The 23,891-nt window shown below is 64.7% G+C and carries 17 protein-coding genes; 10 read left to right on the top strand and 7 right to left on the bottom strand.

Annotated features, from left to right (window positions below):
* From G8O24_RS01525 to G8O24_RS01495, 7 genes are all read left to right on the top strand, one after another.
* On the top strand, positions 1-1,853 hold a 1,853-nt coding region (locus tag G8O24_RS01525; RefSeq protein WP_188095813.1), incomplete at its 5' end, for a penicillin-binding protein 1A.
* A 241-nt stretch (positions 1,854-2,094) separates the two neighbouring features.
* Complete coding sequence (locus G8O24_RS01520; protein WP_188095811.1) at positions 2,095-4,608, top strand: penicillin-binding protein 1A; 2,514 nt, start codon at positions 2,095-2,097, stop codon at positions 4,606-4,608.
* A 114-nt stretch (positions 4,609-4,722) separates the two neighbouring features.
* A protein-coding gene (prfB, locus tag G8O24_RS01515) for a peptide chain release factor 2 (protein ID WP_188095809.1) occupies positions 4,723-5,854 on the top strand; the annotation gives its coding sequence in 2 pieces (ribosomal slippage) (positions 4,723-4,791 and positions 4,793-5,854; 1,131 coding nt in all).
* Position 5,855: 1 nt separating this feature from the next.
* On the top strand, positions 5,856-6,737 hold the full coding sequence (locus G8O24_RS01510) for an NAD(P)-dependent oxidoreductase (protein WP_188095807.1): 882 nt from the start codon (positions 5,856-5,858) through the stop codon (positions 6,735-6,737).
* 29 nt (positions 6,738-6,766) lie between these two features.
* Positions 6,767-7,642 (top strand): DMT family transporter, encoded by an 876-nt coding sequence (locus G8O24_RS01505; RefSeq protein ID WP_188095805.1) that lies wholly within the window; start codon positions 6,767-6,769, stop codon positions 7,640-7,642.
* Between the two features lie 77 nt (positions 7,643-7,719).
* The gene (locus tag G8O24_RS01500; protein ID WP_188095803.1) at positions 7,720-8,631 is read left to right on the top strand and encodes a DMT family transporter; all 912 of its coding nucleotides are present in this window, start codon (positions 7,720-7,722) and stop codon (positions 8,629-8,631) included.
* Positions 8,632-8,740: 109 nt separating this feature from the next.
* Entirely contained in the window at positions 8,741-9,976 is a 1,236-nt protein-coding gene (locus G8O24_RS01495) for an ABC transporter substrate-binding protein (RefSeq protein WP_188095802.1), read from the top strand.
* Here the strand turns inward: G8O24_RS01495 and G8O24_RS01490 are convergent.
* The 5 genes from G8O24_RS01490 to G8O24_RS01470 all read right to left on the bottom strand — a co-directional run bounded on the left by G8O24_RS01490 (position 9,970) and on the right by G8O24_RS01470 (position 15,458).
* Positions 9,970-11,160: an O-antigen ligase family protein gene (locus G8O24_RS01490; protein ID WP_244645691.1), complete on the bottom strand. Its 1,191-nt coding sequence runs from the start codon at positions 11,158-11,160 to the stop codon at positions 9,970-9,972. The genes G8O24_RS01495 and G8O24_RS01490 overlap by 7 nt on opposite strands.
* An 80-nt stretch (positions 11,161-11,240) precedes the next feature.
* Positions 11,241-12,620, bottom strand: a complete 1,380-nt coding sequence (locus G8O24_RS01485) for a glycosyltransferase family 4 protein (protein WP_188095798.1) — start codon at positions 12,618-12,620, stop codon at positions 11,241-11,243.
* The gene (locus G8O24_RS01480) at positions 12,617-13,357 is read right to left on the bottom strand and encodes an ABC transporter ATP-binding protein (protein WP_188095796.1); all 741 of its coding nucleotides are present in this window, start codon (positions 13,355-13,357) and stop codon (positions 12,617-12,619) included. The genes G8O24_RS01485 and G8O24_RS01480 overlap by 4 nt, the downstream gene beginning before the upstream one ends.
* 3 nt (positions 13,358-13,360) lie before the next feature.
* The gene (locus tag G8O24_RS01475) at positions 13,361-15,289 is read right to left on the bottom strand and encodes a glycosyltransferase (protein ID WP_188095795.1); all 1,929 of its coding nucleotides are present in this window, start codon (positions 15,287-15,289) and stop codon (positions 13,361-13,363) included.
* A 7-nt stretch (positions 15,290-15,296) separates the two neighbouring features.
* Positions 15,297-15,458: a hypothetical protein gene (locus tag G8O24_RS01470; RefSeq protein ID WP_188095793.1), complete on the bottom strand. Its 162-nt coding sequence runs from the start codon at positions 15,456-15,458 to the stop codon at positions 15,297-15,299.
* 123 nt (positions 15,459-15,581) lie between these two features.
* Here G8O24_RS01470 and G8O24_RS01465 point away from each other — a divergent pair, with 123 nt between their 5' ends.
* Entirely contained in the window at positions 15,582-16,481 is a 900-nt protein-coding gene (locus tag G8O24_RS01465) for a DUF6502 family protein (RefSeq protein WP_188095791.1), read from the top strand.
* Positions 16,481-17,668, top strand: coding sequence for a DUF5666 domain-containing protein (locus G8O24_RS01460; RefSeq protein WP_188095789.1), 1,188 nt, complete (start codon positions 16,481-16,483; stop codon positions 17,666-17,668). Before G8O24_RS01465 ends, G8O24_RS01460 begins: the two co-directional genes overlap by 1 nt.
* Positions 17,669-17,705: 37 nt before the next feature.
* Here G8O24_RS01460 and G8O24_RS01455 read toward each other — a convergent pair whose 3' ends face one another.
* Together G8O24_RS01455 and G8O24_RS01450 are read right to left on the bottom strand one after the other, a co-directional pair.
* Entirely contained in the window at positions 17,706-19,070 is a 1,365-nt protein-coding gene (locus tag G8O24_RS01455) for a M23 family metallopeptidase (RefSeq protein ID WP_188095788.1), read from the bottom strand.
* Between the two features lie 111 nt (positions 19,071-19,181).
* On the bottom strand, positions 19,182-19,883 hold the full coding sequence (locus G8O24_RS01450) for a peroxiredoxin (protein ID WP_188096164.1): 702 nt from the start codon (positions 19,881-19,883) through the stop codon (positions 19,182-19,184).
* 204 nt (positions 19,884-20,087) lie between these two features.
* Between G8O24_RS01450 and G8O24_RS01445 the strand changes: the two genes are divergently transcribed.
* Positions 20,088-23,888, top strand: a complete 3,801-nt coding sequence (locus tag G8O24_RS01445) for a YhdP family protein (RefSeq protein WP_188095786.1) — start codon at positions 20,088-20,090, stop codon at positions 23,886-23,888.
* Positions 23,889-23,891: the final 3 nt, after the last annotated feature.

Raw genomic sequence — 23,891 nt, 5'->3', positions numbered from 1 at the left:
CGGCGACGCTGCATCCGGTGCGCAATCGCGACCGCGCCATCGAGCGCCGCAACTACGTGATCGACCGTCTGCAGGAGAACGGCTGGATCAAGCAGGCCGACGCCGAGAAGGCGCGCAAGGAGCCGCTGGCCGTCACCAACCGTTCCAACGGTGCGCATACCTTCGCCGGCGAATATTTTGCCGAGGAGGTCCGCCGCGACATCTTCGAGCGCTATGGCGAGAAGAAGCTCTATGAAGGCGGTCTGTCGGTCCGCACCACGCTCGATCCGAAGATCCAGGTGATGGCGCGCAAGACCATGGTCTCCGGGCTCGTCAACTACGACGAGCAGCAGGGCTATCGCGGCGCCATCAGCAAGCTCGATATTTCGGGTGACTGGGGCGTCAAGCTCGCCGAGATCAAGTCGCTGTCGGACATCTCGCCCTGGCGCATGGCGGTGGTGCTGGAGACCAGCGACCAGTCGGCGCGGATCGGCTTTCAGCCGAGCCGCGAGCTCGGCGGCGCCGTCAGCAAGCAGCGTGAGACCGGCCTCGTCACGCTCGATGGTGTACGCTGGGCAAGGGCGGCGCAGGGCAGTGCCAAGGGCAAGACGCCGAATTCGGTGGCGCAGGTGCTCTCGCCCGGCGACGTGATCTATGCCGATCCGCTCTTCACCAAGGAAGGACAGCCGGTCGAAGGTCAGTACCGTCTGCGGCAGATTCCCGAAGTGTCGGGTGCGATGGTGGTGATGGATCCCTGGACTGGCCGCGTGCTGGCGATGGTCGGCGGCTTCTCGTTCGACCAGAGCCAGTTCAACCGCGCCACGCAGGCCTATCGGCAACCCGGCTCGACCATCAAGCCGATCGTCTATTCGGCCGCGATCGACAATGGCTACACGCCATCGAGCGTCGTGCTCGATGCGCCGATCGAGATCGATCAGGGTCAGGCCGGCGTCTGGCGGCCGGAGAACTTTGATGTCGGGAAGTATATGGGGCCCATGACCTTGCGCAATGCGCTGCGGCTGTCGCGCAACACCGTGACGGTGCGCCTTGCGCAGGACATCGGCATGCCCCTGATCGGCGAATATGCCCGCCGCTTCGGTGTCTATGACGAGGTGCCCAACTATCTGTCCTATTCGCTCGGCACTGGCGAAACCACGGTGATGCGCATGGCCACGGCCTATTCGATGATCGCCAATGGCGGCCGCCGGGTGAAGCCGACCCTGATCGACCGCATTCAGGACCGCTACGGCCACACCATCTTCAAGCATGACCAGCGCGAATGCCGCGGTTGCGACGCGCCGGGCGGCTGGAAGAACCAGCCCGAGCCGCAGCTGATCGACCGCCGCGAGCAGGTGTTGGACGTTCTGTCGGCCTATCAAATCACGTCAATGATGGAGGGCGTGGTTCAGGGGGGCACCGCGATGGCTTTGCGTGAGGTGGGTAAGCCGATTGCCGGCAAAACCGGCACCACCAGTGAGGCAAAGGATCTTTGGTTTGTCGGCTTTTCGCCGGACCTCGTCGTCGGCCTCTATGTTGGCTACGACAAGCCGCGCAGCCTGGGCCGAAGTGCCCAGGCGGGCCATACCGCCGCTCCGATCGCCAGGGATTTCATGAAGCTGGCGCTTGCCGATAAACCGGCGACGCCATTCAGCATACCCGCCGGTATCAAGTTAATTCGGGTCGATGCCAAGACCGGTCTGCGGCCGGGGCCAGGCGATTCCGGCCGGACCATTTTGGAGGCCTTCAAGCCCGGTAGCGCGCCCTCGGACAATTACGCGGCCATTGGCTTGACCGACGATGACGCCCGTCCGCCGCAAGTGCCGCCGCCTGAGACGGGTTTCATCATGCGTTCGGGGACCGGCGGACTGTGGTAGGCTGCTGGTAGGGTCCTCTGGAGACGAGTTCGTGGTCGCCAGAGCGAAACAAGGGGCTTTGCCTGACCCGCCCAAAGCCCTAGTTTGGCCACAGCGGACGCACTATAAAACGCTGAATCAGCGAAAATCCTCTCGGCGGACGAACCGGGGCTCGGTGTCAATGTAAGCGGGCAGGCGGGTGAATTGCTTGGCTGGAAAGCGCCGAATCGATCGGCGCCAGGATTGAACGGATAAATACATAATGCGTTTGCTTGTGCGGTTCATGGGCTTTCTGTTCGCTGCGGGAACCGTGTTGTTCCTTGTCGGTGTCGGGGCCGTGGCAGGCCTGATCTGGCATTTCTCCAAGGACTTGCCCGACTACTCTCAGCTTCAGGATTACGAGCCGCCGGTGATGACCCGCGTGCACGCGGTCGACGGCTCGCTGCTCGGCGAATACGCCAAGGAGCGGCGGCTGTACCTGCCGATCCAGGCGGTGCCGAAGCTCGTGATCAACGCCTTCCTCGCTGCCGAGGACAAGAATTTCTACGAGCATGGCGGCATCGACTACACCGGCATGGCGCGCGCGGGCCTGCTGTACTTGCAGAATTACGGCTCCAACCGCCGCCCGCAGGGCGCCTCCACCATCACCCAGCAGGTCGCCAAGAACTTTCTGCTGACCAACGAGGTCTCGTTCGCGCGCAAGATCAAGGAAGCCTTGCTGGCGATGCGGATCGAGAAGACCTATTCGAAGGACAAGATCCTCGAACTGTATCTGAACGAGATCTATCTCGGCCTCGGCGCTTACGGCATTGCCGCCGCTTCGCTGGTCTATTTCGACAAGTCGGTGAACGAGCTCACGGTGGCCGAGGCTTCCTACCTCGCGGCGCTGCCGAAGATGCCGGCGACGCTGCATCCGGTGCGCAATCGCGACCGCGCCATCGAGCGCCGCAACTACGTGATCGACCGTCTGCAGGAGAACGGCTGGATCAAGCAGGCCGACGCCGAGAAGGCGCGCAAGGAGCCGCTCGCCGTCACCAACCGTTCCAACGGCGCCCACACCTTCGCTGGCGAATATTTTGCCGAGGAGGTTCGCCGCGACATCTTCGAGCGCTATGGCGAGAAGAAGCTGTATGAAGGCGGTCTGTCGGTCCGCACCACGCTCGATCCGAAGATCCAGGTGATGGCGCGCAAGACCATGGTCTCCGGGCTCGTCAACTATGACGAGCAGCAGGGCTATCGCGGCGCCATCAGCAAGCTCGATATTTCGGGCGACTGGGGCGTCAAGCTCGCCGAGATCAAGTCGCTGTCGGACATCTCGCCCTGGCGCATGGCGGTGGTGCTGGAGACCAGCGACCAGTCGGCGCGGATCGGCTTCCAGCCGAGCCGCGAGCTCGGCGGCGCCGTCAGCAAGCAGCGTGAGACCGGCCTCGTCACGCTCGATGGTGTGCGCTGGGCAAGGGCGGCGCAGGGCAATGCCAAGGGCAAGACGCCGAATTCGGTGGCGCAGGTGCTCTCGCCCGGCGACGTGATCTATGCCGATCCGCTCTTCACCAAGGAAGGACAGCCGGTCGAAGGTCAGTATCGTCTGCGCCAGATCCCCGAAGTGTCGGGTGCGATGGTGGTGATGGACCCCTGGACCGGCCGCGTGCTGGCGATGGTCGGCGGCTTCTCGTTCGACCAGAGCCAGTTCAACCGCGCCACGCAGGCCTATCGGCAGCCGGGCTCGTCGTTCAAGCCGATCGTCTATTCGGCCGCGCTCGACAATGGCTACACGCCGTCGACCGTCGTGCTCGACGCGCCGATCGAGATCGACCAGGGGCAGGGCGCGGGCGTCTGGCGGCCGGAAAACTTCTCGGCGAACAAATATCAGGGCCCCGTGACGCTGCGGAACGCGCTGCGGCAGTCACTCAACACCGTGACGGTGCGCCTTGCGCAGGACATCGGCATGCCCCTGATCGGCGAATATGCCCGCCGCTTCGGCGTCTATGACGAGCTGCCGAATTTTCTTTCCTACGCACTCGGTGCCGGCGAGACCACGGCGATGCGCATGGTCACGGCCTATTCGATGTTGGCCAATGGCGGGCGCCGCGTGAAGCCGACCCTGATCGACCGCATTCAGGACCGCTACGGCCACACTATCTTCAAGCATGACCAGCGCGAATGCCGCGGTTGCGACGCGCCGGGCGGCTGGAAGAACCAGCCTGAGCCGCAGCTGATCGACCGCCGCGAGCAGGTGCTGGATTCCATGACCGCCTATCAGATCACGGAGCTGATGGAAGGCGTTGTTCAGGCCGGTACCGCGACCGTCGTGAAGGAAGTCGGCAAGCCGATCGCCGGCAAGACCGGCACGACCAACGAGGCCAAGGACGCCTGGTTCGTCGGCTTCTCGCCCGACATCGCGGTCGCGATCTATATGGGCTACGACAAGCCGCGGCCGCTCGGCAAGGGCAACGCCGCGACCGGCGGCCATCTGGCCGCCCCCATCGCGCGCGACTTCCTCAAGCTCGCACTCGCCGACAAGCCCGCCGTTCCGTTCAAGGTGCCGGCCGGGATCAAGCTGATCCGCGTCGTCGCCAAGACCGGCATGCGCGCCGGTCCTGGTGAGACCGGCGGAACCATCCTGGAAGCCTTCAAGCCGGGCACGGCGCCGCCGGACAATTATTCGGTGATCGGCGTTGCCGACGCCGACGGGCGCGGCGGCGGCGTGCCGGCGTCCCAGCAGCAACAGCCGGATTCCGGCTTCTTCATGCGGCCGGGCACCGGCGGTCTCTACTAAGGCCTGGGACAAGACAGACGTTTGTCTCGGCCGGCGGTTGCGCTTTGCAGCCGCCGCCGTTACATCCCCATCTCAATTCCCCGCGGCCCCAACTCCGCGACATCAGAGAACGACATGCGCGCCGAAATCGAACGGTTGGTAGAAGAGATCAAGCAGTCAGTCGGGCTGCTGAGGAGGCATCTTTGACGTCGAGAAATCGACGGCACGCCTCGCTGAGCTGAACAAGCTCGCAGAAGATCCCAATCTCTGGAACGATCCCCAGAAGGCCCAGAAGCTGATGCAGGAACGAACCTCGCTGGAGGATTCGCTCTCGGGCATCGGCAAGGTCGAGCAGGAGCTCGAAGACGATATCGGCATGATCGAGCTCGGCGAAGCCGAGGGCGATGCCGGTGTCGTGGCCGAGGCTGAGGCCGCGCTCAAGAACCTCAAGAAGGAGGTGGCGCGCCGCGAGCTTGAGGCGCTGCTGTCGGGCGAAGCGGACCGCTTCGATTCCTATCTCGAAGTCCATGCCGGCGCCGGCGGCACCGAGAGCCAGGACTGGGCGCAGATGCTGCTGCGCATGTACACGCGCTGGGCCGAAAATCACGGCTTCAAGGTCGAGTTTCTGGAAGAATCCGAGGGTGAAGAGGCCGGCATCAAGTCGGCGACCATCCAGGTCTCGGGCCACAATGCCTATGGCTGGCTGAAGACCGAAGCTGGCGTGCACCGGCTCGTGCGCATCTCGCCGTTCGATTCCAATGCGCGGCGGCACACCTCGTTCTCGAGCGTGCAGGTGTTTCCCGTCATCGACGACAGCATCAAGATCGACATCAAGGAATCCGACGTCCGCACCGACACGATGCGGTCGGGCGGCGCCGGCGGCCAGCACGTCAACAAGACCGAATCCGCGGTCCGCCTGACCCACATTCCGACCGGCGTTGCCGTGGTCTGCCAGGCCGGCCGCTCCCAGCACAAGAACCGGGCGCAGGCTTGGGACATGCTACGCGCGCGCCTCTACGAGATCGAACTGAAGAAGCGCGAGGAGAAGGCGGCCGCCGACCAGGCTGCCAAGACCGACATCGGCTGGGGCCACCAGATCCGCTCCTACGTGCTGCAGCCCTACCAGATGGTGAAGGATCTGCGCACGGGCGTGCAGACCTCGGACACATCAGGTGTGCTCAACGGCGAGCTCGACGACTTCATGGCCGCGACCCTGGCGCAGCGTGCTTTCGGCACCACCAGTGGCGACATCGAGGACGTGGACTAGCATGGCCCGCGTCGCCTTCATCGGATTGGGGCGGATGGGCCATGGCATGGCCGGCCGCTACCTCGATGCCGGCTTCACGGTGACGCTGTGGAACCGCACCCAGGCCAAGGCTGAAGACTTGATCGCGCGCGGCGCGACATGGGCGACCTCGCCCGAGGATGCCGCGATCGATGCCGACGCCGTCGTGACCATGGTCGCCGATGACGAGGCCTCGCACTCGGTGTGGCTCGGGCCCGAGGGCGCGGCCAAGGCGATGAAATCAGGCACCATCGCGATCGAGTGCTCCACCGTTTCCCATGACCACGCCCGCGAGATGGGCCGCGAGCTCAACGCGCGCGGGCTGATCTACATCGATTGTCCCGTGACGGGATTGCCTGACGCGGCGGCGGCCGGAAAGCTCACGCTGTTGGTTGGCGCAGATAGCGCCGATCTCGAGCGCGCGCGACCCTATCTCGAGCCGATCGGCGCGACCATCAGGCATTTCGGTGCGGTCGGCTCCGGCACGGTCTACAAGCTCATCAACAATCTCATGGGCGCGATCCAGATTGCCGGCCTCGCCGAGGGGCTTGCGATCGCCGAGCAGGCCGGGCTCGACATGACGCTGGTGCTGGAGTCGATCCAGGCTGGCGTCGCGGCGAGCCCTCAAGTCGCGCGTCACTCTAAGCGCATGGTCGCCCGCGACTTCGGCGGCGCGACGTTTACGGCAGCGCTCCGGCACAAGGATGCCGCCTATGCCGTGAAGCTCGCGGAGAGCCTTTTGGCCGACAAGCCGCTCGTTGCCCGCGCCGCCGTCGATGCTTACGCGCAGGCGCGGGCCGCGATGCCTGACGACGACGAAGGCAGGATGATCGAGCTGGTGTCACGGCCGAAGAAGCCGTCGTAATCGGAATTCAACCTCATTGGAATTTTGACATGGGGCAGCCTCGATCGGACCGCGGTCTCGGCATTGCCCTGGTTGCGGCCGCCGCGATTGCCTGGAGCACGGCGCCGTTCTTCACACGGCTGCTGCCGTTCGATCCCTGGACCATCCTGTTCTGGCGCGGCCTGTTCGGCGGCAGCCTGATCTCGGTGCTTCTCGTACTGATGCAAGGGCCGGGCGCGCTGCGGCAATTGCTGGTGCCTGGACGCGGCGGCCTGCTCGTCGCATCATTGTCCGCCATCGGCATGATCTCGTTCATCCCCGCGCTGCAGATGACCAAGGTGATGAATGTCGCGGTGCTGATCGCAACGCAGCCGTTCGTTGCGGCGGCGCTGGCATGGCTGTGGCTCGGTGAAGCTGCGTCATGGCGCACCTTGATCGCGAGCCTCGTCGCGTTTACCGGCGTGGTCATCACCGTGGGCGGCATCAGGGCCGGCGCCGATATCAGCGGTGTGGCGCTGAGCTGCCTGATGGTATCAGCGATCTCGGCCATGACGGTCGTGGTTCGGCGTCACAGGGAGACGTCGATGGTGGCGGCGGCAGCACTCTCGAACTTCATTGGCAGCCTCGTCAGCCTGCCGCTCGCCCATGACATCGCCCATGTCGGCGGCCATAACCTGGCGATCCTCGCGCTGTTCGGCTGCCTCCAGGTTGCGCTCGGCCTGACCTTCTACATGCTCGGCTCGCGTCTGTTGCCGTCAGGCCAAGCCTCGCTGATCGCGACGCTGGAGACGCCGCTGATGGCGTTCTGGATCTGGGTGGGATTTGGCGAGGTGCCGGCGACGCATGCGCTGGTCGGCGGAGTGCTGGTGATCGGGGCGGTCGTGGCCGATATCGCGGCGGACGCCCGTATGCGCCGGTCCACGTGAGTGGCGCCTTGTCGGAGATCGGGTGGCCAGCTCAGCCGCGCCGTCCTAGGCGAGCGGGCTCGGCTGAGGGAAAATCTATGTCTGTGAATGACAACCGGATCGATGCGCGAGACTGGTCGCTGCTCGCAATGCTCTCGGTCCTCTGGGGTGGTTCGTTCTTCTTCAACAGCGCAGCGCTCCGCGAGTTGCCGCCGTTGACGCTGGTGTTCCTGCGTGTCGCGCTTGGTGCCGCCATGCTGCTGCCGCTGCTTCGTATGCAGGGGATCAGCTTTCCCAAGGGCGTTGCCGGCTGGAAGCCGTTCCTCGCGATCGGGCTGCTCAATAACGTCATTCCGTTCTCGCTGATCGTGATCGGCCAGATCTTCATTCCGAGCGGACTGGCATCGATCCTCAATGCGACCACGCCGCTGTTCACGGTGATGGTGATGGCAGCAGTGGGCGAAGAGGCGTTGCAGATGCGGCGTGTGACCGGCGTCGCGCTTGGCCTTGCCGGCGTGATCATCCTGCGCGTATGGGGGATCGAGGCGCGGACGGGGCAGGGGATCGGCATCCTGCTCTGCCTAGGCGGTGCGCTGAGCTATGGCTTTGCGGCGCTTGCCGCGCGCAAGCTGCTGAAGGACTCAGCCCCGCTCGGCACGGCGGCATTCCAGCTGATGGCGTCGATGGTGATGATGGCGAGTGTCGCCGGCGTGGTGGAGCAGCCATGGCGGCTGCCGATGCCCGGCCTGACGACCTGGCTTGCAGTGCTTGGCCTTGCCACGCTCTCGACTGCGCTCGCCTACATCGTGTTCTTTCAGATCGTACGGAGATCAGGCGCAACGAATGTCATGCTGGTGACGCTGCTCATTCCCGTGACTGCGATCCTTCTGGGATGGCTAGTGCTGGGTGAGCCGATCTCCTTGCGTGAGATCGCCGGCGCGTTCGTCATTGGGAGCGCGTTGATCGTGATCGACGGACGAGCTCTGAGAATGCTGCAGCGCGTCGTCTAAGTTCCAAAGCCGTCGTTTCACTTCGCGGAAAATCCTGCCGCTTGCCAGCGGCCAGCCGCCGCGCGACACTCTCCTCAAAACAAGACGACAAAACATAGGGGAGAGACCAATGCCGGGTCGTCGCAGAAGCCTTGCTGCCCTCGCCATGCTTGCTGCCGGCGTGCTCGTCACGACACCGGCTTCGGCGCAGAAAAGATACGACCCCGGCGCCAGCGACACCGAAATCAAGATCGGCAACATCATGCCCTATAGCGGGCCTGCGTCGTCCTATGGCGTGATCGGCAGGACCGAGGCGGCGTTCTTCAGGATGATCAACGATCGGGGCGGCATCAACGGCCGCAAGATCAATTTCGTCAGCTATGACGACGCCTATTCGCCGCCGAAGGCAATGGAGCAGGCGCGCAAGCTGGTCGAGAGCGACGAGGTGCTGCTGATCTTCCAGGCGCTCGGCACGCCCTCGAATTCGGCGATCATGAAATACATGAACGCCAAGAAGGTGCCGCAGCTGTTCGTCGCCTCCGGCGGCACCAAGTTCGGCGACCCCAAGAACTTTCCCTGGACCATGGGATTCCAGCCCAACTATCAGAGCGAAGGGCGAATCTACGCAAAATACATCCTCGACAATTTCCCAAACAGCAAAATCGCGGTGTTTTGGCAGAACGACGATGCCGGCAAGGATCAGTTCAAGGGCCTGAAGGACGGGCTCGGCGACAAGGCCAGCATGATCATCGCCGACAAATCCTACGAGGTCAGCGATCCCTCGATCGACTCGCAGATCGTGGCGCTGCATGATTCCGGCGCCGACATCTTCTTCTCGTGGGCCGCGCCAAAGGGTTCAGCGCAGGCGATCCGCAAAGTGGGCGAGCTCGGCTGGAAACCGAAATTCTTCCTGGCCAACACCGCAACGTCGATCGCCTCGGTGCTCAAGCCGGCCGGGCTCGACTATGCCAAGGATATCATTTCGACCGCCTACCTGAAGGATCCGACCGATCCGACCTGGGACAAGGATCCGGCGGTGATCGCCTGGCGCGCCTTCATGGACAAGTATTATCCCGAAGGCGACAAGACCAACGCCAACAACCTCTATGGCTATGTGCAGGCCGAGGCGATGGCGCAGGTCTTGAAGCAGTGCGGCGACGACCTCACGCGCGACAACGTCATGAAGCAGGCCGCCAACCTGAAGAATTTCCACACTGACCTGATGCTTCCAGGCATCATGGTCAACACGTCACCGGACGACTATTTTCCGATCGAGCAGATGCAGCTGATGCGCTTCAACGGGCAGGTGTGGGAGCTGTTCGGCGAAATCATCACCGGCGAGGTCGGCCATGAGCGCAGTCAATAGTCTGGGCTGGCCTTGATTTTCTGAACCATGCCGCCGGCCACGCCTACGCCGAGCACATAGATCCAGCCCTCGTGGAAATCGGTGAGATGGGAGTTCAGGAGCGAGCTCGCGACGTTCTGTACGACGACGATGAGCCCGATCCAGGCGGCAAGACCATCCCCCATGAACAGGCGAAGGTGGGCGCTCCACAGGGCGTAGAGCAGGACGACGCCCAACAGTCCCCATTGCACCGCGACATGCAAGGTCTGGTTGTGAGGATTGCTGACGATCTCGGCGTCGAGGCTGCTCTCATGGGAGGCGGCGCGCTCGAACTGCCGTTTGATCGATCCGGTACCGTGGCCAAACAGCGGCGCCTCGACGAAGGCTCCGGCCGCCTTGCGCCAATAGGTCAGGCGCTGTGCGGTCGAGGCGTGGCTGATGTCCTCGCGCCCGTGCTGATATTCGACGGCGATATCGGTGATGCGCTGGCGCAGATAGGGCGACGTCGTCCAGGCCAGTGCGCTTGCGGCGATGACGCCCGCGAGCAACGGCAGCGCTGCGCGCCGGCGCAGGTGCCGCCACGCAAACAGCGCCAGCAGGACCGCGATGCAGACCAGCGCCGTGCGGGCGGAGGCGACGAACACCATGTTGGCCATGAACAGCAGGATCAGCGCCACGCAAGCCCCCGTCGCGATGGTGCTCCCGCCGCGCCAGAAGCGGAGCGCAGGCAATGCGAGCGCGAAGGCGCACAGCGTGAACTCCTGGCTCTGGTCGATGTAGTTCTTGACGGGAACGCCCGATGACGCCGTTGCGGTCAGCTTGAGATCAGGATGGAGCAACACGATCCATGAGAACACCGCAAGCAGCGCGCAGGAGACGAGAAAGGCGAGACAAACCTGGTAGCCGCGTTCCGATCGGCTGAAATGATAAAGCAGCGGCGGAATCAGCACGAGCTTTGTGACCGGCTTGACCGCATGCAGCCGGTCGCCCCAATCGCCCTCCGACCAGAGCGTACCCAGAACCGCGAGCAGCAACAGGACGAAGGGTAGCGCGTAAGCGGGCTGCGCGAGGCGGCGCGCATAGTCCCGCCAGTCGATGGTCGGCGTTACCGCGAACAGCCAGAGCCCGACGAAGATCGAGGTTGCCGTGGTTGACCATGGCAGTGATGCTGCGATCAGTACAGCGAGCATATCGGTGGCCCGCATGAGGATGGCCGAACCTTGTCTCGCCGGAGCGGCGGCGGCACCTGCGCACGCAAGGGATTCCGTTGTCATGCTCGTGTAGCCTATTGCGCTGCGACCAGACGTTCCGGTGGTGCGATCCGCCCGAGGAAATCGCGGGCCTGGGTTTGGTAGCCGAAGCGCTCCGAAAGTTCGGACCGGCGGGCTCGGATTTTGCCGCGGTATTCCTCCTGTCGCGCCAGCACTTGCGTGACGGAGGCGACGATCGAGTCGGGTGCGAAAGGATCGAAATAATTGGCGAGCTCGCCGGCGACCTCGCGGAACACGGCGATGTCCGAGCACAGCACGGGCGTATTGGCGGCGAGGGCTTCGATGATCGGAATGCCAAACCCCTCGGCCAGGCTCGGCATGATCAGTCCGTGTGCCTCCGCGATCAGCGCGGCCTTCTCCTGCTCGTCGACATAACCGGCGAAGCGCACGTTCTTCGGGATATCGCGCATCCGATTGATTTGTCCGGCATAGCCGATCACCACGAGATCGGCCTGCGGGATGTTGCGAAAAGCGCGAACGACGGCCGCGACGTTCTTGCGCGGTTCGTTCGACACGATGATCACGAAGTTCGGCCGCCCCGAACGCCCCGATGGGGCTGGCAGGTGCAGGACATCCGGGGCGTCGAACCGGGTGCGGGGATATACGACCCGCGCCGGCAGGTGTGCAAATTGGGGAAGCAACTCCCTGAACCGCATCATGCTGTGCTTTGAAACGAAGGCGAGCTCGTCGGCTTGCTTCAGGCTGGTGAGCAGCCGCGACAGGAAGAGCCGCGTTGCGACGTCACTGAGCTTGAGATCGGTGAGCGGCAGCAGATCGTGCACGACGCAGATCACCTTGGCGTCGGGCCTGCGCCTGATCGCCACCCGCGTCGGGGTGTCCACGACGATGACGTCATAGTCACGCGCGTCGATCCGCGGTGGCGGCAGCATCAGGAGGGCCGAGGAGTCCTGATAAGTGTAAAATCCGGGCTCGAGCTGGAAGTCATGGAACAGTTCGAGGTGGCGCAGGTCCGGCGGGATGTACTCCAGCGCCGCGGTCTTGTTCTCGATCAGCCGCGCATGCAGTCCACGCATGCAGATCGCGCGCAGGAAGCAGGCGACATAGTCCGACGACACAGACATGGTGACCTTGTGGCGGAGCCAGTCGAGCGTGCGACGCAGGCCGTTGCGAGCCGGCGGCTCGGCCATGTTGATCTCGTCGAGAAAACGATAGAGCGCGAGCAGCTCAATGTTGCGCGCCTCCGTCGGGAACAGCTTTGTACGCCGCTCGCGCCGGCGCAGCTTGCGATAACGCCTGCCGGTCTCGACCAGGAGCGTGAGCTCATGGCCTTCCGCAGCGATCGAACGCATCAACTCGCGAGTGAAATGGAAGATGCCGCGCTTGTGGTTGGGCTCGCCGAGCGCTTCCGACACGACGAGAATGTTCTGCTTCATGCGCTGATCTCGCGGACCTCGAAGGGAGGGGCCGACGGTTGCTCTACCGTGACGGTCGAGGCGATGCGGCCGTGATCCAGATTGATGATGCTGGTGCAGGTGCGGCGCAGCAGCGGCTGATCGTGCGAGGCGATGATCACGATAGCCGCTTGCGAGACCAGGTTTTGCAGCCTCCGCTCGGCCTTCTCTGCAAACCGTTCGTCGACCACGCTCAGCCATTCGTCGAGCAGGAGGATGTCGGCCGGAAAGGCGGTTGCAGTCGCGAACAGCACGCGCATCAACATGCCCGAGGAAAACATCCGCAACGGCAACCGCTGCATGCGCGCTTCAAGCTCGGTGAAGGCCCAGATCTCGTCGATCACGGCACGGGTCGGCTTGCGGCCACTGATCCGCAGCAAGAGGGCGATGTTGTCCTCGGCGACGAAGTCGAGGTTCACACCGGCATTAAGGCCGAGCAGGGGGACGACATTGCCCCGGATCGAGAGGTGGCCGCTGCTCGGCGGATAGACCCCGGCGATCAGCCGCAGCAGCGTCGACTTGCCGGATCCGTTGGGACCGGCAAGTCCGATGCGCGCGCCGGCCTCGGCCGTGATCGTGACGTTGTCGATCGCGCGGATGACCCGCATCCCGCCCTTCTCGCGAATGAGATGGCCGATTAGCCGCCGTTTCAGCGAGAAGTCGTAGGCGCCGTAGAGGGGATAGTCGAGACAGACGTTACGCAAGCTGATCGAGGCCATCGGTCAGATCCAGAAGGCGGCTTTGCGTAAATGGACCAGCGTCACCACGCTTGCACAGAGCAACAGCGCCACCGCCACCAGGACGTAGAGGATGCTAGTGGCGTCGACATGGCCGCCGGTCAGCGGCTCGCGCCACACAGCAAACAGATGCGTCAGTGGATTGAGGCGCATCACGGTCGAGCGATGGTTGACCATGTCGGCGGACCAGATCACGGGCGAAGCGAGGAAGGCGAGCATCAGCGTGGATTCGATGATCGGCTTGAGGTCGCGATACCGCGTCGCCAGCGCGCCAAGGACAATGCTCAATCCGAAGGTGCAGATCACGAACAGTGACAAGCCGGGCAGCGCCGCCAGCGCGCCGGAGAGATCGTGCGGCGTCAGCAGCAGCCAGAGCGCAAGCGGCACGCAGGCGTTATGCAACGCGAACAGGCCCTGACGGAACGTGCATTGCAGCAGGAAGATCACAGGCGGCAGCGCGCGGTCGCGGATCAGACTTGCGGAGTTTTGGAGCGCCGTGGTCGCATCGAGTACGACGCCGTTGAGAAAATTCCACGCCGTCATCGAGACAGCCAGAATGGGCAGATGCGCCAACATGTCCGCATTGGACATCTGGCCGATCACCGAGCCGAGCACAGCAACCACGATCGCCATCTGTAGCGACATCCAGAATGGGCCGAGCAGCGAGCGTACATAGCGGTGGCGCATGTCGGACCAGGCAAGCGCCGCGGCGATCCGGATGCTGTCGAACCAGCGGGGCTCCCCCCGACGATCGACCGCAGGCGCAGGATCGTCACAGGCGGCGGCGACGGCCGCGCGGTAGACCGATTCCATGCCGTCCTTGAAGGCCGCTGCGGAATAGCGGCTCACGGCGCGAGACCGGCCAGACAATCCCATGCGGCGGCGGCGCTCGGGGTCGCTGATCAGGCCTTCGATGGCCTCACCGAGCGCCTCGGCGTCGCCGGGTGGAACGGTGATTGCTTCCATGCCGTGACGGGCCACGCGCGGCACTGCAGTGTCGAGCGCGGTATTTATCACAGGGCGGCCCGCCGCCATGGCCTCGAGCTGGACGAGGCCGAAGGTTTCAGCATTGGTGACTGATGGCATCACGAAGACGTCGGCAAGGCCCATCAGCTTGATGCGCTCGCGATCATTGACGGAGCCGAGCAGACGCACGCGCTCGCCGAGGCCAAGCGCGCTGATCAGCTGCTCGAGCCGAACGCGCTCGACGCCTTCGCCGATGATCCAGACCTCGAACTCGCGGTTAGCGGCGGCGCGGATCAGTACGTCGAATCCCTTGTACGGCACCAGGCGGCCGCAGGCGAGCACGAGACGGCCGCGACCGTTTACGTGGTGAGGCTCGATCTTCGGCCAGTCGTAGACGTCAGTATCGATGCCGAACGGCACGACGTGGCATTTGTCTTCGAACTCCCGCAGCAGCGGCGCCTTGTCGACCAGCACGCGATCGGACACGATGATCGCCTTCGCTTGGCGAAGCGTCCGCCGCATCAAGGGCTGGATGAGCCAGCGGAGGCCCGCATGGGTGACGATATCGGCGTGCCAGTGCACGACCAGCGGCCGCCTGCGGCCGAGTCCAAGGGCGAAGACGATGTCGGCGAGCGGGAACGGCGCATGCAGCGCCAATAGATCGTGGTCGGCGATCTTCTGCCACAGCCGCCAGGGGTAGGTTGGCGCGGCGGGCAGCGACAGCACATCGCCGAACGAGTGGACGCGCGCGACCGGGACGTCGTTGACGACGATCTCGCGCTGCTCGGCCGATTGTGAGCAGACCAGCACAGCGGGGGCGAAGGCATCCTTCAGGCCGGCGCAGATGTCGCGGATCACGGTGAGCGTACCGCCGAACAGGTCGGGATAATAGATCTTGAAGATGTGCAGCACCGACGGGCGGCGCGGGGATTGGCTGGCGTGATGCATACTGGCTTCAGCCTGCGATCAGTGCTGCGACGAAAGGCGCCGCGAGTACCGCGATGAAGATCACGCCGCGCAGCAAGGCCGGAAGCATCGGCATGGTTGCGCCTTGCCCGCCGGGGGGAATCGGCACCGAACGCGGTGAAGTGGAAATGCGGACCAAGCGGTCAGCCATGGTGAGTCCCTTTAAGTCGCGCCCTCAGTGGCGCTTCGTATAAGTGGGAAAATTTACCACGTCAATCGCCAGCCGAGAAAATGTGGGATTGTGTCCCACATGTTTCCCGCTTACAATTCAGACATGAATGCCAAGTCCGGGCCCAAAGCGGCGGCTCCGCAGCCGAATGCCGCAGCAAAGCTGCACGCGCCGCTGGCGCGGCTGCTGCGCCCGCTGGTGCGGCTCTGCATTCGCAGCGGCATGACCTTTCCGGCATTGGCGCAATTGCTCCGCGAGCTCTTTGTCAACGTCGCCGAGCACGACTTTGCGCTCGAAGGCAAAGAGCAGACCGACAGCCGCGTCAGCCTGCTCACCGGCATCCACCGCAAGGAGGTGGCACGGCTGCGCGGCGCCGGCGCGCCCGTGCATGAGACGCCGGCTGCGGTCTCGCTGACGAGCGCGGTGATCGCGCGCTGGCTCGCCGCCTCCGAGTTCACCGATGCGAAAGGCGAGCCGCTGGCTTTGCCGCGCACGGCCGAGGGCGATGCGCCATCATTCGAACAACTCGTCGCCTCCGTCACCAAGGACGTGCGCCCTCGCGCGGTGCTGGATGAATGGATCGATCGCAAGCTTGTCACCATCAACGCGGCCGATGAGATCGAGCTGGTGGAGGCGGCGTTCGTTCCGAGTGGCGCGGATGACAGCAAATGGCATTATCTCGGCCGCAATCTGCACGACCATATCGCAGCAGCCGCCGAGAACGTGTCAGGGCCGGGGCCGCGCTTCCTCGAGCGCGCGGTCCATTACAACAACATCTCGCCCAAGCTTGCAAAGCGGCTCGAGGCGCGCTCGCGCGAGCTCGCAATGGATGCGCTGAAGACCGCCAACCGCGAGGCCAACCGGGCGCTTGCGAAGGACAAGGGCGGCGATGCCCGCTGGAATTTCGGCATCTATATCTATACCGAAGATGCCGATGAACAGGGCGGGACCAAGGATGTCGGCAAGGAAACCGGCAAGGAAACCGGCAAGGAAGGCAGCTCCTGATGAGGCGACTGCCGCTAATCTCACGTCGCCTGCTGCTCACCGGATTCTGGCTCGCCGGCAGCGCAATCGCGCGTGCGCAGGTCAAGCGCGGCACGGATCAAGGCATCGGCGGCACGGGAATCACGCGCGGTGACGATCACGGCATTGGCGGCACCGGCATCGTCGGCGTGATCCAGCGATTCGGCAGCATCTACGTCAATGGCGAGCGCGTCACCTACGCGAGCGACGTGACTGTGTACATCGACGGCGAGGCGGCGAGCCCGAAGGCGTTGCGCATCGGCCAGCTTGCGCGCGTGGTCGCAACTCGGCAGAGCGACGGCGCGCTCGTCACCCGCAACATCGCGATCGCGAGCGAGGTCTCCGGCCCGATCGAACAGGTGAAGGGCAACGCGCTCACGGTGCTCGGCCAGAAGATCGTGATGGGTGGCAAGGACAGCAAGCTCCGTGCCGGCACGCAGGTGGCGGTCTACGGCCTGCGCCGGACCGACGGCGTGATCGTCGCGAGCCTGGTCGAGCCGCGCAAGAACGTAGCCGAACGTGTCACCGGTCTGGTCGAGCGCGGTCCCGACGGCTCGCATATCGGCGGGCTGAAGCTCGCCGGCGTCGATCCCTTGCTGGTCGGGCAGCGCGTCCAGATCGAGGGCCACATGAGCCAAGGCGTACTGCAGGCCACGCGCACGCGCATCGAAGATTTCTCGGATCTCGTCGGCGCGAACCGCCTGTCGATCGAGGCGTATGTGCAGCGCGCGGGCTCCAGCCTCCAGTTCGGCTCCGGAATTGTCGCCCACGATAGTTCGCGCTTCGGGCCGGTGGCGGGCGAAGCGCGCATGATCGTCAACGGTGTGTTTGATCGTTCGCGTGGGCTTCAGGTGGAGTCGACCCGGGTGATTGGCCCCGGCCCGGGTGGACCTCCATCCGGCGACGGGAGCCCCGGCCGGTCGCCCGGCGGTTCGATCATGCATCCTGATCGCCCACTACCGAACCCGAGCAATAGTCAGCCCGGTACGCCGGGGGCGCCCGGATCTGGTGCCGGTGGTCATCCGGGCTCCGCGCCGCCTGGACCCGGTGGCGCGCCAGATCCCGGTGGATTCGGTGCACCGGGCGGCGGCCCGACGGGCCCCGGTGGTAGAATGGGTGGTGGCGGCTTCGGAGGTCCCGGCGGCGGGATGGGTGGTGGCCGACGCTAGTTTAACGGCCTGTGAGCTCGCAGCGCTGGATGCGAGACTAGCCCGCACTCAGCTTTACGCCGGCGCGCAAGAACTTCTGGGGATCGACAGCTTCGCCGTCGATGCGGGTTTCGTAGTGCAGATGCGGGCCGGTCGAGCGGCCGGTCGAGCCGACGAGGCCGATGACCTGGCCGATCTTCACGATCTCGCCGATCTTGACGTTGATCTCGGAGAGATGGCCGTAGCGGGTCGACAGTCCGTTGCCGTGATCGACCTCGACCATGCGGCCGTAACCGCCGGACCAGCCGGCCGAGACCACCTTGCCGTTGGCCGTGACGCGAGCCGGATCGCCGGTCGCGGCGCGGAAGTCGAGGCCGGTATGCATGGCGGGGCGGCCGAGGAAGGGATCGCTGCGCACGCCGAAGCCCGAGGTGAATTCGACCTCGCCGACGACGGGCTTGCGGTAGGGCACCTGCGCCAGGGTGCGGTTGAGCCGGTCCATCTCGGCGCGGGTGACGTTGATGCGATAGAGCTGTTTCTCGAAGGGACCTGCATTCGCTGTGAGCTTGACAGGCACGAACGGGCCGCCCATCGGGGCGCGCGGCGCGGCGGCCTCAAGGCTGGCGATGTTCAGGCCGAGGTCGCTGACCACGCCGCGCATGCGACGCATTCGCGAATCCATGCCTTCCTCGACCGCGTTGAGCGCCGCGATCTGGCGGCGCTCGACCTGATCGAGCGAGGTTGTGAGCCGAACCAGGACGTTGTCATAGCCCTGGTTCTTGGCGAATTGATTGACCGGCGCGGCGACCGCGGTCGGGGCGCGCGATTCGAGCCGGGCTTCGCGGTCAGGCGGCGCCACGAAAATGACGGTGTCGCTGATCGGGGATGGTTTGGGCGCGCCCTGCGTCGTCTGGGTCGAATCGCTACGCTGCGGGGTCGAACGTGGAATTGATCCGGTCACGTCGGGCATGGCGCCCAGCGCCGTGGCCCGGGACTCCAGCGCCGTCTGGCGCTTCATGATCTGGTCGAGCTTCTGGTCGAACTGTTCCTGGTCGAGCAGCTGGCGGCTGGTGGTGCGGTCGACCTTGGCACGCAGCTCGGCGATACGGTCCTCATAGGCGTATTGCATCTCGGCCTGGCGGGCGATCAGTCGGGTCAGGACATCGTCGCGGAAGGCAAAATAGGTGGCGGTCGCGGCCGACCACAGCCCGAGCAGAACGACGGTGCCGACCACGATCCAGAACACCACCGGCCCGAGGCGAACCTGCTTGCCGTGATGCAGGATGGTGTAGGCGTCGTCCGCATCGGCGAGGGGAATGGCAGTCGTCGCTGCGACCACGGCGGGACGATGATGGAAGGCCCGGCCGCGATCGTGGGGATGATGCTGGGGGTACTGCGAATATTGGGCAGAACTTTTCGACATCGGCACTCCGGCGCCGGTCGGAACGGTTCCTTGCGGCCTAACTGCCGCGGCAATCTGGGCCGGTCATGGTTAATTTTCCGGAAACGGGAACGCTCGATTTTAACGGGCTGGTTAAAGACTTCTTGCCGCCTCCAGCACGTCGTCCGCATGGCCGTCGACCCGGACGTTGCGCCAAATCCTGGCCACTTTGCCGTCTGCGCCGATCAGCACCGTAGTGCGAAGAATCCCCAGGAAGCTCTTGCCATACATGGATTTTTCACCCCAGGCCCCGTAGGCCTCCAGCATCTCATGGGCTTCATCCGAGATCAGGGGAACGCTGAGGCTGTGCTTGTCGCGAAACTTCTCCTGGGCCTTTAGCGGATCGGCCGAGATGCCCAGCACGGCGGTGCCGGCAGCTTTGAAGGCGTCCCTGAGACGGCTGAAGTCGATCGCCTCGCGGGTGCAGCCCGGCGTGTCGGCGCGGGGGTAGAAGAACAGGACGAGCTTCTGGCCGGCATAATCCGCTGACGTGACGATATTGCCGCCGTCGCGGGGCAGCCGGAAGGCGGGGGCCTTCTGGCCCTCGGTCAGCGCGGATTTGGCGCCGGGCGCCGAAGCCGCGGGTTTCGAAGCCGTTTCAGAAGATTTTAACCGTTTCGATGCGGCCTTATGCGATGCTGACTTTGCACCTGCCTTGGCTGAATTGCTGGCCGATGCGCCCTGTGTTTTCGCGCTGCGTGCCTTGGTCGACGCCCGTGTCGTCACGGGCTTCTTTTTGGCGGTCGGAGGACTGGAGGGCGTTTTGGACGATTTCTTTCGGGATTTCTTGGACATACGCCTTCCTTTCGTCGCTTTCGGCGGGTCAACCAAAGCGGTATTGCAACTCTCGTCCGGTGTGCCGGATTCGCGCCCTCGGCTGGGCAATTTTGGCGGCGACGGAGTATGGTTACAAGGAATTCCACGCACCACCCCACTGCTCGTTGAACGCGCTCCCGGGGCGAAATGACGAACAGCAGGAACATCAGAGGAATGGCGGCAATGCCGGGGCGGGGAGCATCGATTCCCGTCGATGGCTGCGGTCCCGGCGGCGCTCCGTCCTACGACGGGCGCGTGTATCGAGAGGCAATGGCAAGGAATACGTCGCCCCAGGACCACATCAAGGGTTTCGATCGGCACGGCAGCCATCACGAGCAGCCGGAATGGGACGAGGCCGATTGGGATCAGGATCAGGAGGAGGAGGCGGGCCATCGCGCGCGCCGCCTGCTGTCGCGTTCCAGCTCGCGCCTCCAGGTCGGTAATGGCTTCTCGGCGTTTCGGCGGATGCTGCCGAGTGGACGCTGGCTCCGCCGGATGTCCATCGTCCTCGGCTCCTTGATCCTCATCTTCGTCGGCTGCTTCGGCGCGCTGTGGTGGCGGCTTGGCGCCGGCCCCATCAATCTCGACATGGCAACGCCATGGCTCGCCGCCGCAATCGAGGACAATATCGGCCACGGCAATACCGTGGAGGTCGGCGGCACCCAGATCGAACGGACCGGGCGCGTCAGGATCGCCGTGCGCATTCGCGACATCATCGTCCGCGATCATGACCATGCCATCGTCGCCAGCGCACCGAAGGCCGAGGTGAGGCTGTCGGGTGTCGCACTTCTCACCGGGCATCTGCGGGCCGAGAGCCTCAACCTTGTCGATGCCGAGCTCGCGATCCGGATCGCGCCCGACGGGACCGTCACGGTCTCCGCTGGCGACACGGCAAAGCCGCTCGCAACCGGCGTTGCGTCCAAGAAGGAAGCCGGCCTGCCGCCGACCTTCCCCCGCAACGGCGTGCCGCCGCCGCCGTTCGGGATGGCGCCGGCAGCGCCGGACGCGTCGCAGGCCGCGCCTCAACCGGCCGCTCAGAGCGGGATCCTTCAGGGGCTCGACTGGCTCGACAGTCTGAGCATGACCGGCCTCGACGGCCAGAACCTCAACGAGATCGGTCTCAAGAACGGCAACCTGATCGTCGACGATCAGCAGCGCGGCAGCAAATGGTCGTTTGAGAACATCACGCTCAGCCTGCGCCGGCCGAGCCATGGCGGTGTCGCGCTCAGCCTCGGCGAGGAGGGCGCGCATCCGTGGTCGCTGCGCGCCACGATCGGGCCAGCCGAGAACGGCGTGCGTTCGGTCGATATCCGCGCCGACAAGGTCTCGACCTCGAACATCCTGCTGGCGCTGCGGGTCAAGGACTTGACCTATACGGCCGATCTGCCGCTGACCGGCGATCTGAAGGGCGAGCTCGGCCGCGACGGCGTCCCGACGTTCTTCCGCGGCAAGGTCATGGTCGGCGCGGGCAACATCATCGACACCGACACGCCCGATTATCCGATGGCGATCGACCAGGCCGAGATCAACGTCGAGTGGGATGCAAATCGGCGCGTGTTGGTCGCGCCGTTCAAGATCCTCTCTGGCGCCAACCGTCTGACCCTGCTAGCCCATCTCGAGCCGCCCAACGGCACCGTGAACGACTGGCAGCTCGGCTTCAGCGGCGGCTCGATCCTGCTCGGCGGCATCGACAATGAGCCGCCGCTCGTCTTCAACCGCATCGCGATCGGCTTCCGTTTCGACACCGACCACAAACGCATGCTGCTCACGCAGGCCGACATCTCCAACGGCGAAATCGGCGTCGCCGGCACCGGCGCGATCGACTATTCCGGTGAGCCGCGCCTGACGCTCGGCTTCGCGGGAACGCCGATGTCGGCCTCCGCCCTGAAGCGGATGTGGCCGACGCTGGTGGTGCCGGAATTGCGCCAATGGGTGATCGAGCGGATCGAGCGCGGCACGCTCCAGCGCATCGAGGTCGGCATCAACTCGCCGACGCGCAATCTTCCGCGCAAGGGGCCGCCGATTCCCGACGATGGCCTCTCGGTCAACATCGTCGCGAGCGGCGTCGCCGTTCGTCCTGTTGACGGCATGCCTGTCGTGCACGACGCCGACCTCAAGGCGCACGTGACCGGACGCACGGCAACCGTGAACATCGGCCAAGGCGTTGCCGATACGCCTGCGGGCCGCAAGATCACGATCTCCGACTTCACCTTCGAGGTGCCCGATATGGCGCCGAAACCCTCGCCGTCGCGCACGCGCTTCCGCGTCGATGGCCCGGTGCCGGCGGCGGCCGAAATGATGTCCAACGACCGCTTGAGCGATCTGTCGTCGACCCCCATCGATCCCAACACCAGCAAGGGCACGTTCACGGCCAACATCCAGCTCAACCTGCCGGTCAAGGGCGAGTTGACCAAGACGGACACGGTCTATGCCGTCACCGCTGACCTCAACGGCTTTTCCGCCGACAAGCTGGTGATGAACCAGAAACTCGAGGCCAACAATCTGAAGATCGTCGCCAACAACGGGGGTTACCAGGTCAAGGGCGACGTCAAGATCAACGGGCAGGCGGCCTCGCTCGACTACCGCAAGGCGACCGATGGCGATGCCGACGTCAAGCTGCAGACGACACTGGACGACGCCAGCCGTGCACGCCTCGGCTTCGATCTCAGTCCTGCCGTCAGCGGCTCGGTGCCGGTCAAGGTATCAGGCAAGATCGCCGGCGGCCCCGACGCGACGACCAAGCTCGGCATCGAGGCGGACCTGACCTCGGTCAAGCTCGACAACATCCTTCCAGGCTGGGTCAAGCTGCCGGGCAAGCCGAGCAAGGCGACCTTCAAGGTGGTGCCGACGGCACAATCGACGCGACTCGAGGACATCGTCATCGAAGGCGGCGGCGCTTCGATCAAGGGCTCGCTGGAAGTCGATCCGAACGGCGATCTCATGAACGCGAACTTCCCGACCTATGCGCCGTCCGACGGCGACAAGACGTCGTTGAAGGTCGAGCGCGGCCAGGACGGCGTGGTCCGCGGCACGATGCGCGGCGACGTGTTCGACGGCCGCGGCTTCCTGAAGTCGGCGATCTCAGGCAATTCGAAGGACGACAGCAAGAGCAAGCTGAAGAACGTCGATTTCGACATCGACGTGAAGCTCGGCACGGTCGCAGGATTCAACGGCGAGACGATGCGCAGCGTCGACGCCAAGATGTCGAAGCGCGGCGGAGCCATCAAGGCGATCTCGCTGAGCGGCAGGATCGGCCAGAATACGCCTGTTGCAGCCGATCTGCGCGGCGGACGCGCCCAGGGCAGCCGCGAGGTGATCTATCTCCAGACCAACGATGCCGGTGCGCTGCTGAAGTTCACCGACACCTATACCAAGGCCGTCGGTGGCCAGATGGTGGTGGCGATGGAGCCGCCGACCTCCGAGCCGACCATGGCGCGCGAGGGCCTCATCAACGTGCGCGACTTCACGGTGAAGGGCGAAGCGCAGCTCGAACGCGTCGCCGCAGGCGCGCCGAACGGCACCGGCAACGGCGTCTCCTTCACCGCGCTCCGCGCCGAGTTCATTCGCCAGAACGGCGCGCTGACGATCCGCGACGGCGTGGTCAAGGGCCCGATGATCGGCGCCACCATCGAGGGCTCGATCGACTATCCCGGCAACCAGGTGTGCATGAGCGGCACCTTCGTGCCGATGTACGGACTGAACAACATGTTCGGACAGATTCCGGTGCTCGGATTGTTCCTTGGGGCTGGCGACAAGGAAGGGCTGATCGGCGTGACCTACGAGGTGGTCGGCACGCCGGCCGCCCCCGTGATGCGCGTCAATCCGATCTCGGCGATATTTCCCGGCGTGACCCGCAAGATCATGGAGTTCAACACGGGCAAGCAGAACACGCCGTTCGACGATCAGTTGCCATCGTCACAGTCCGGCGACAGCCCGACGGGATCGGCAAGACCGCTGTCGAGCGGTTGCAGCGCGCGACGCTAAACC

Source organism: Bradyrhizobium campsiandrae (genome assembly GCF_014529705.1).
GTDB classification, from domain to species: Bacteria; Pseudomonadota; Alphaproteobacteria; order Rhizobiales; family Xanthobacteraceae; genus Bradyrhizobium; species Bradyrhizobium campsiandrae.
This window is presented reverse-complemented; position numbering and strand designations above follow the sequence as displayed.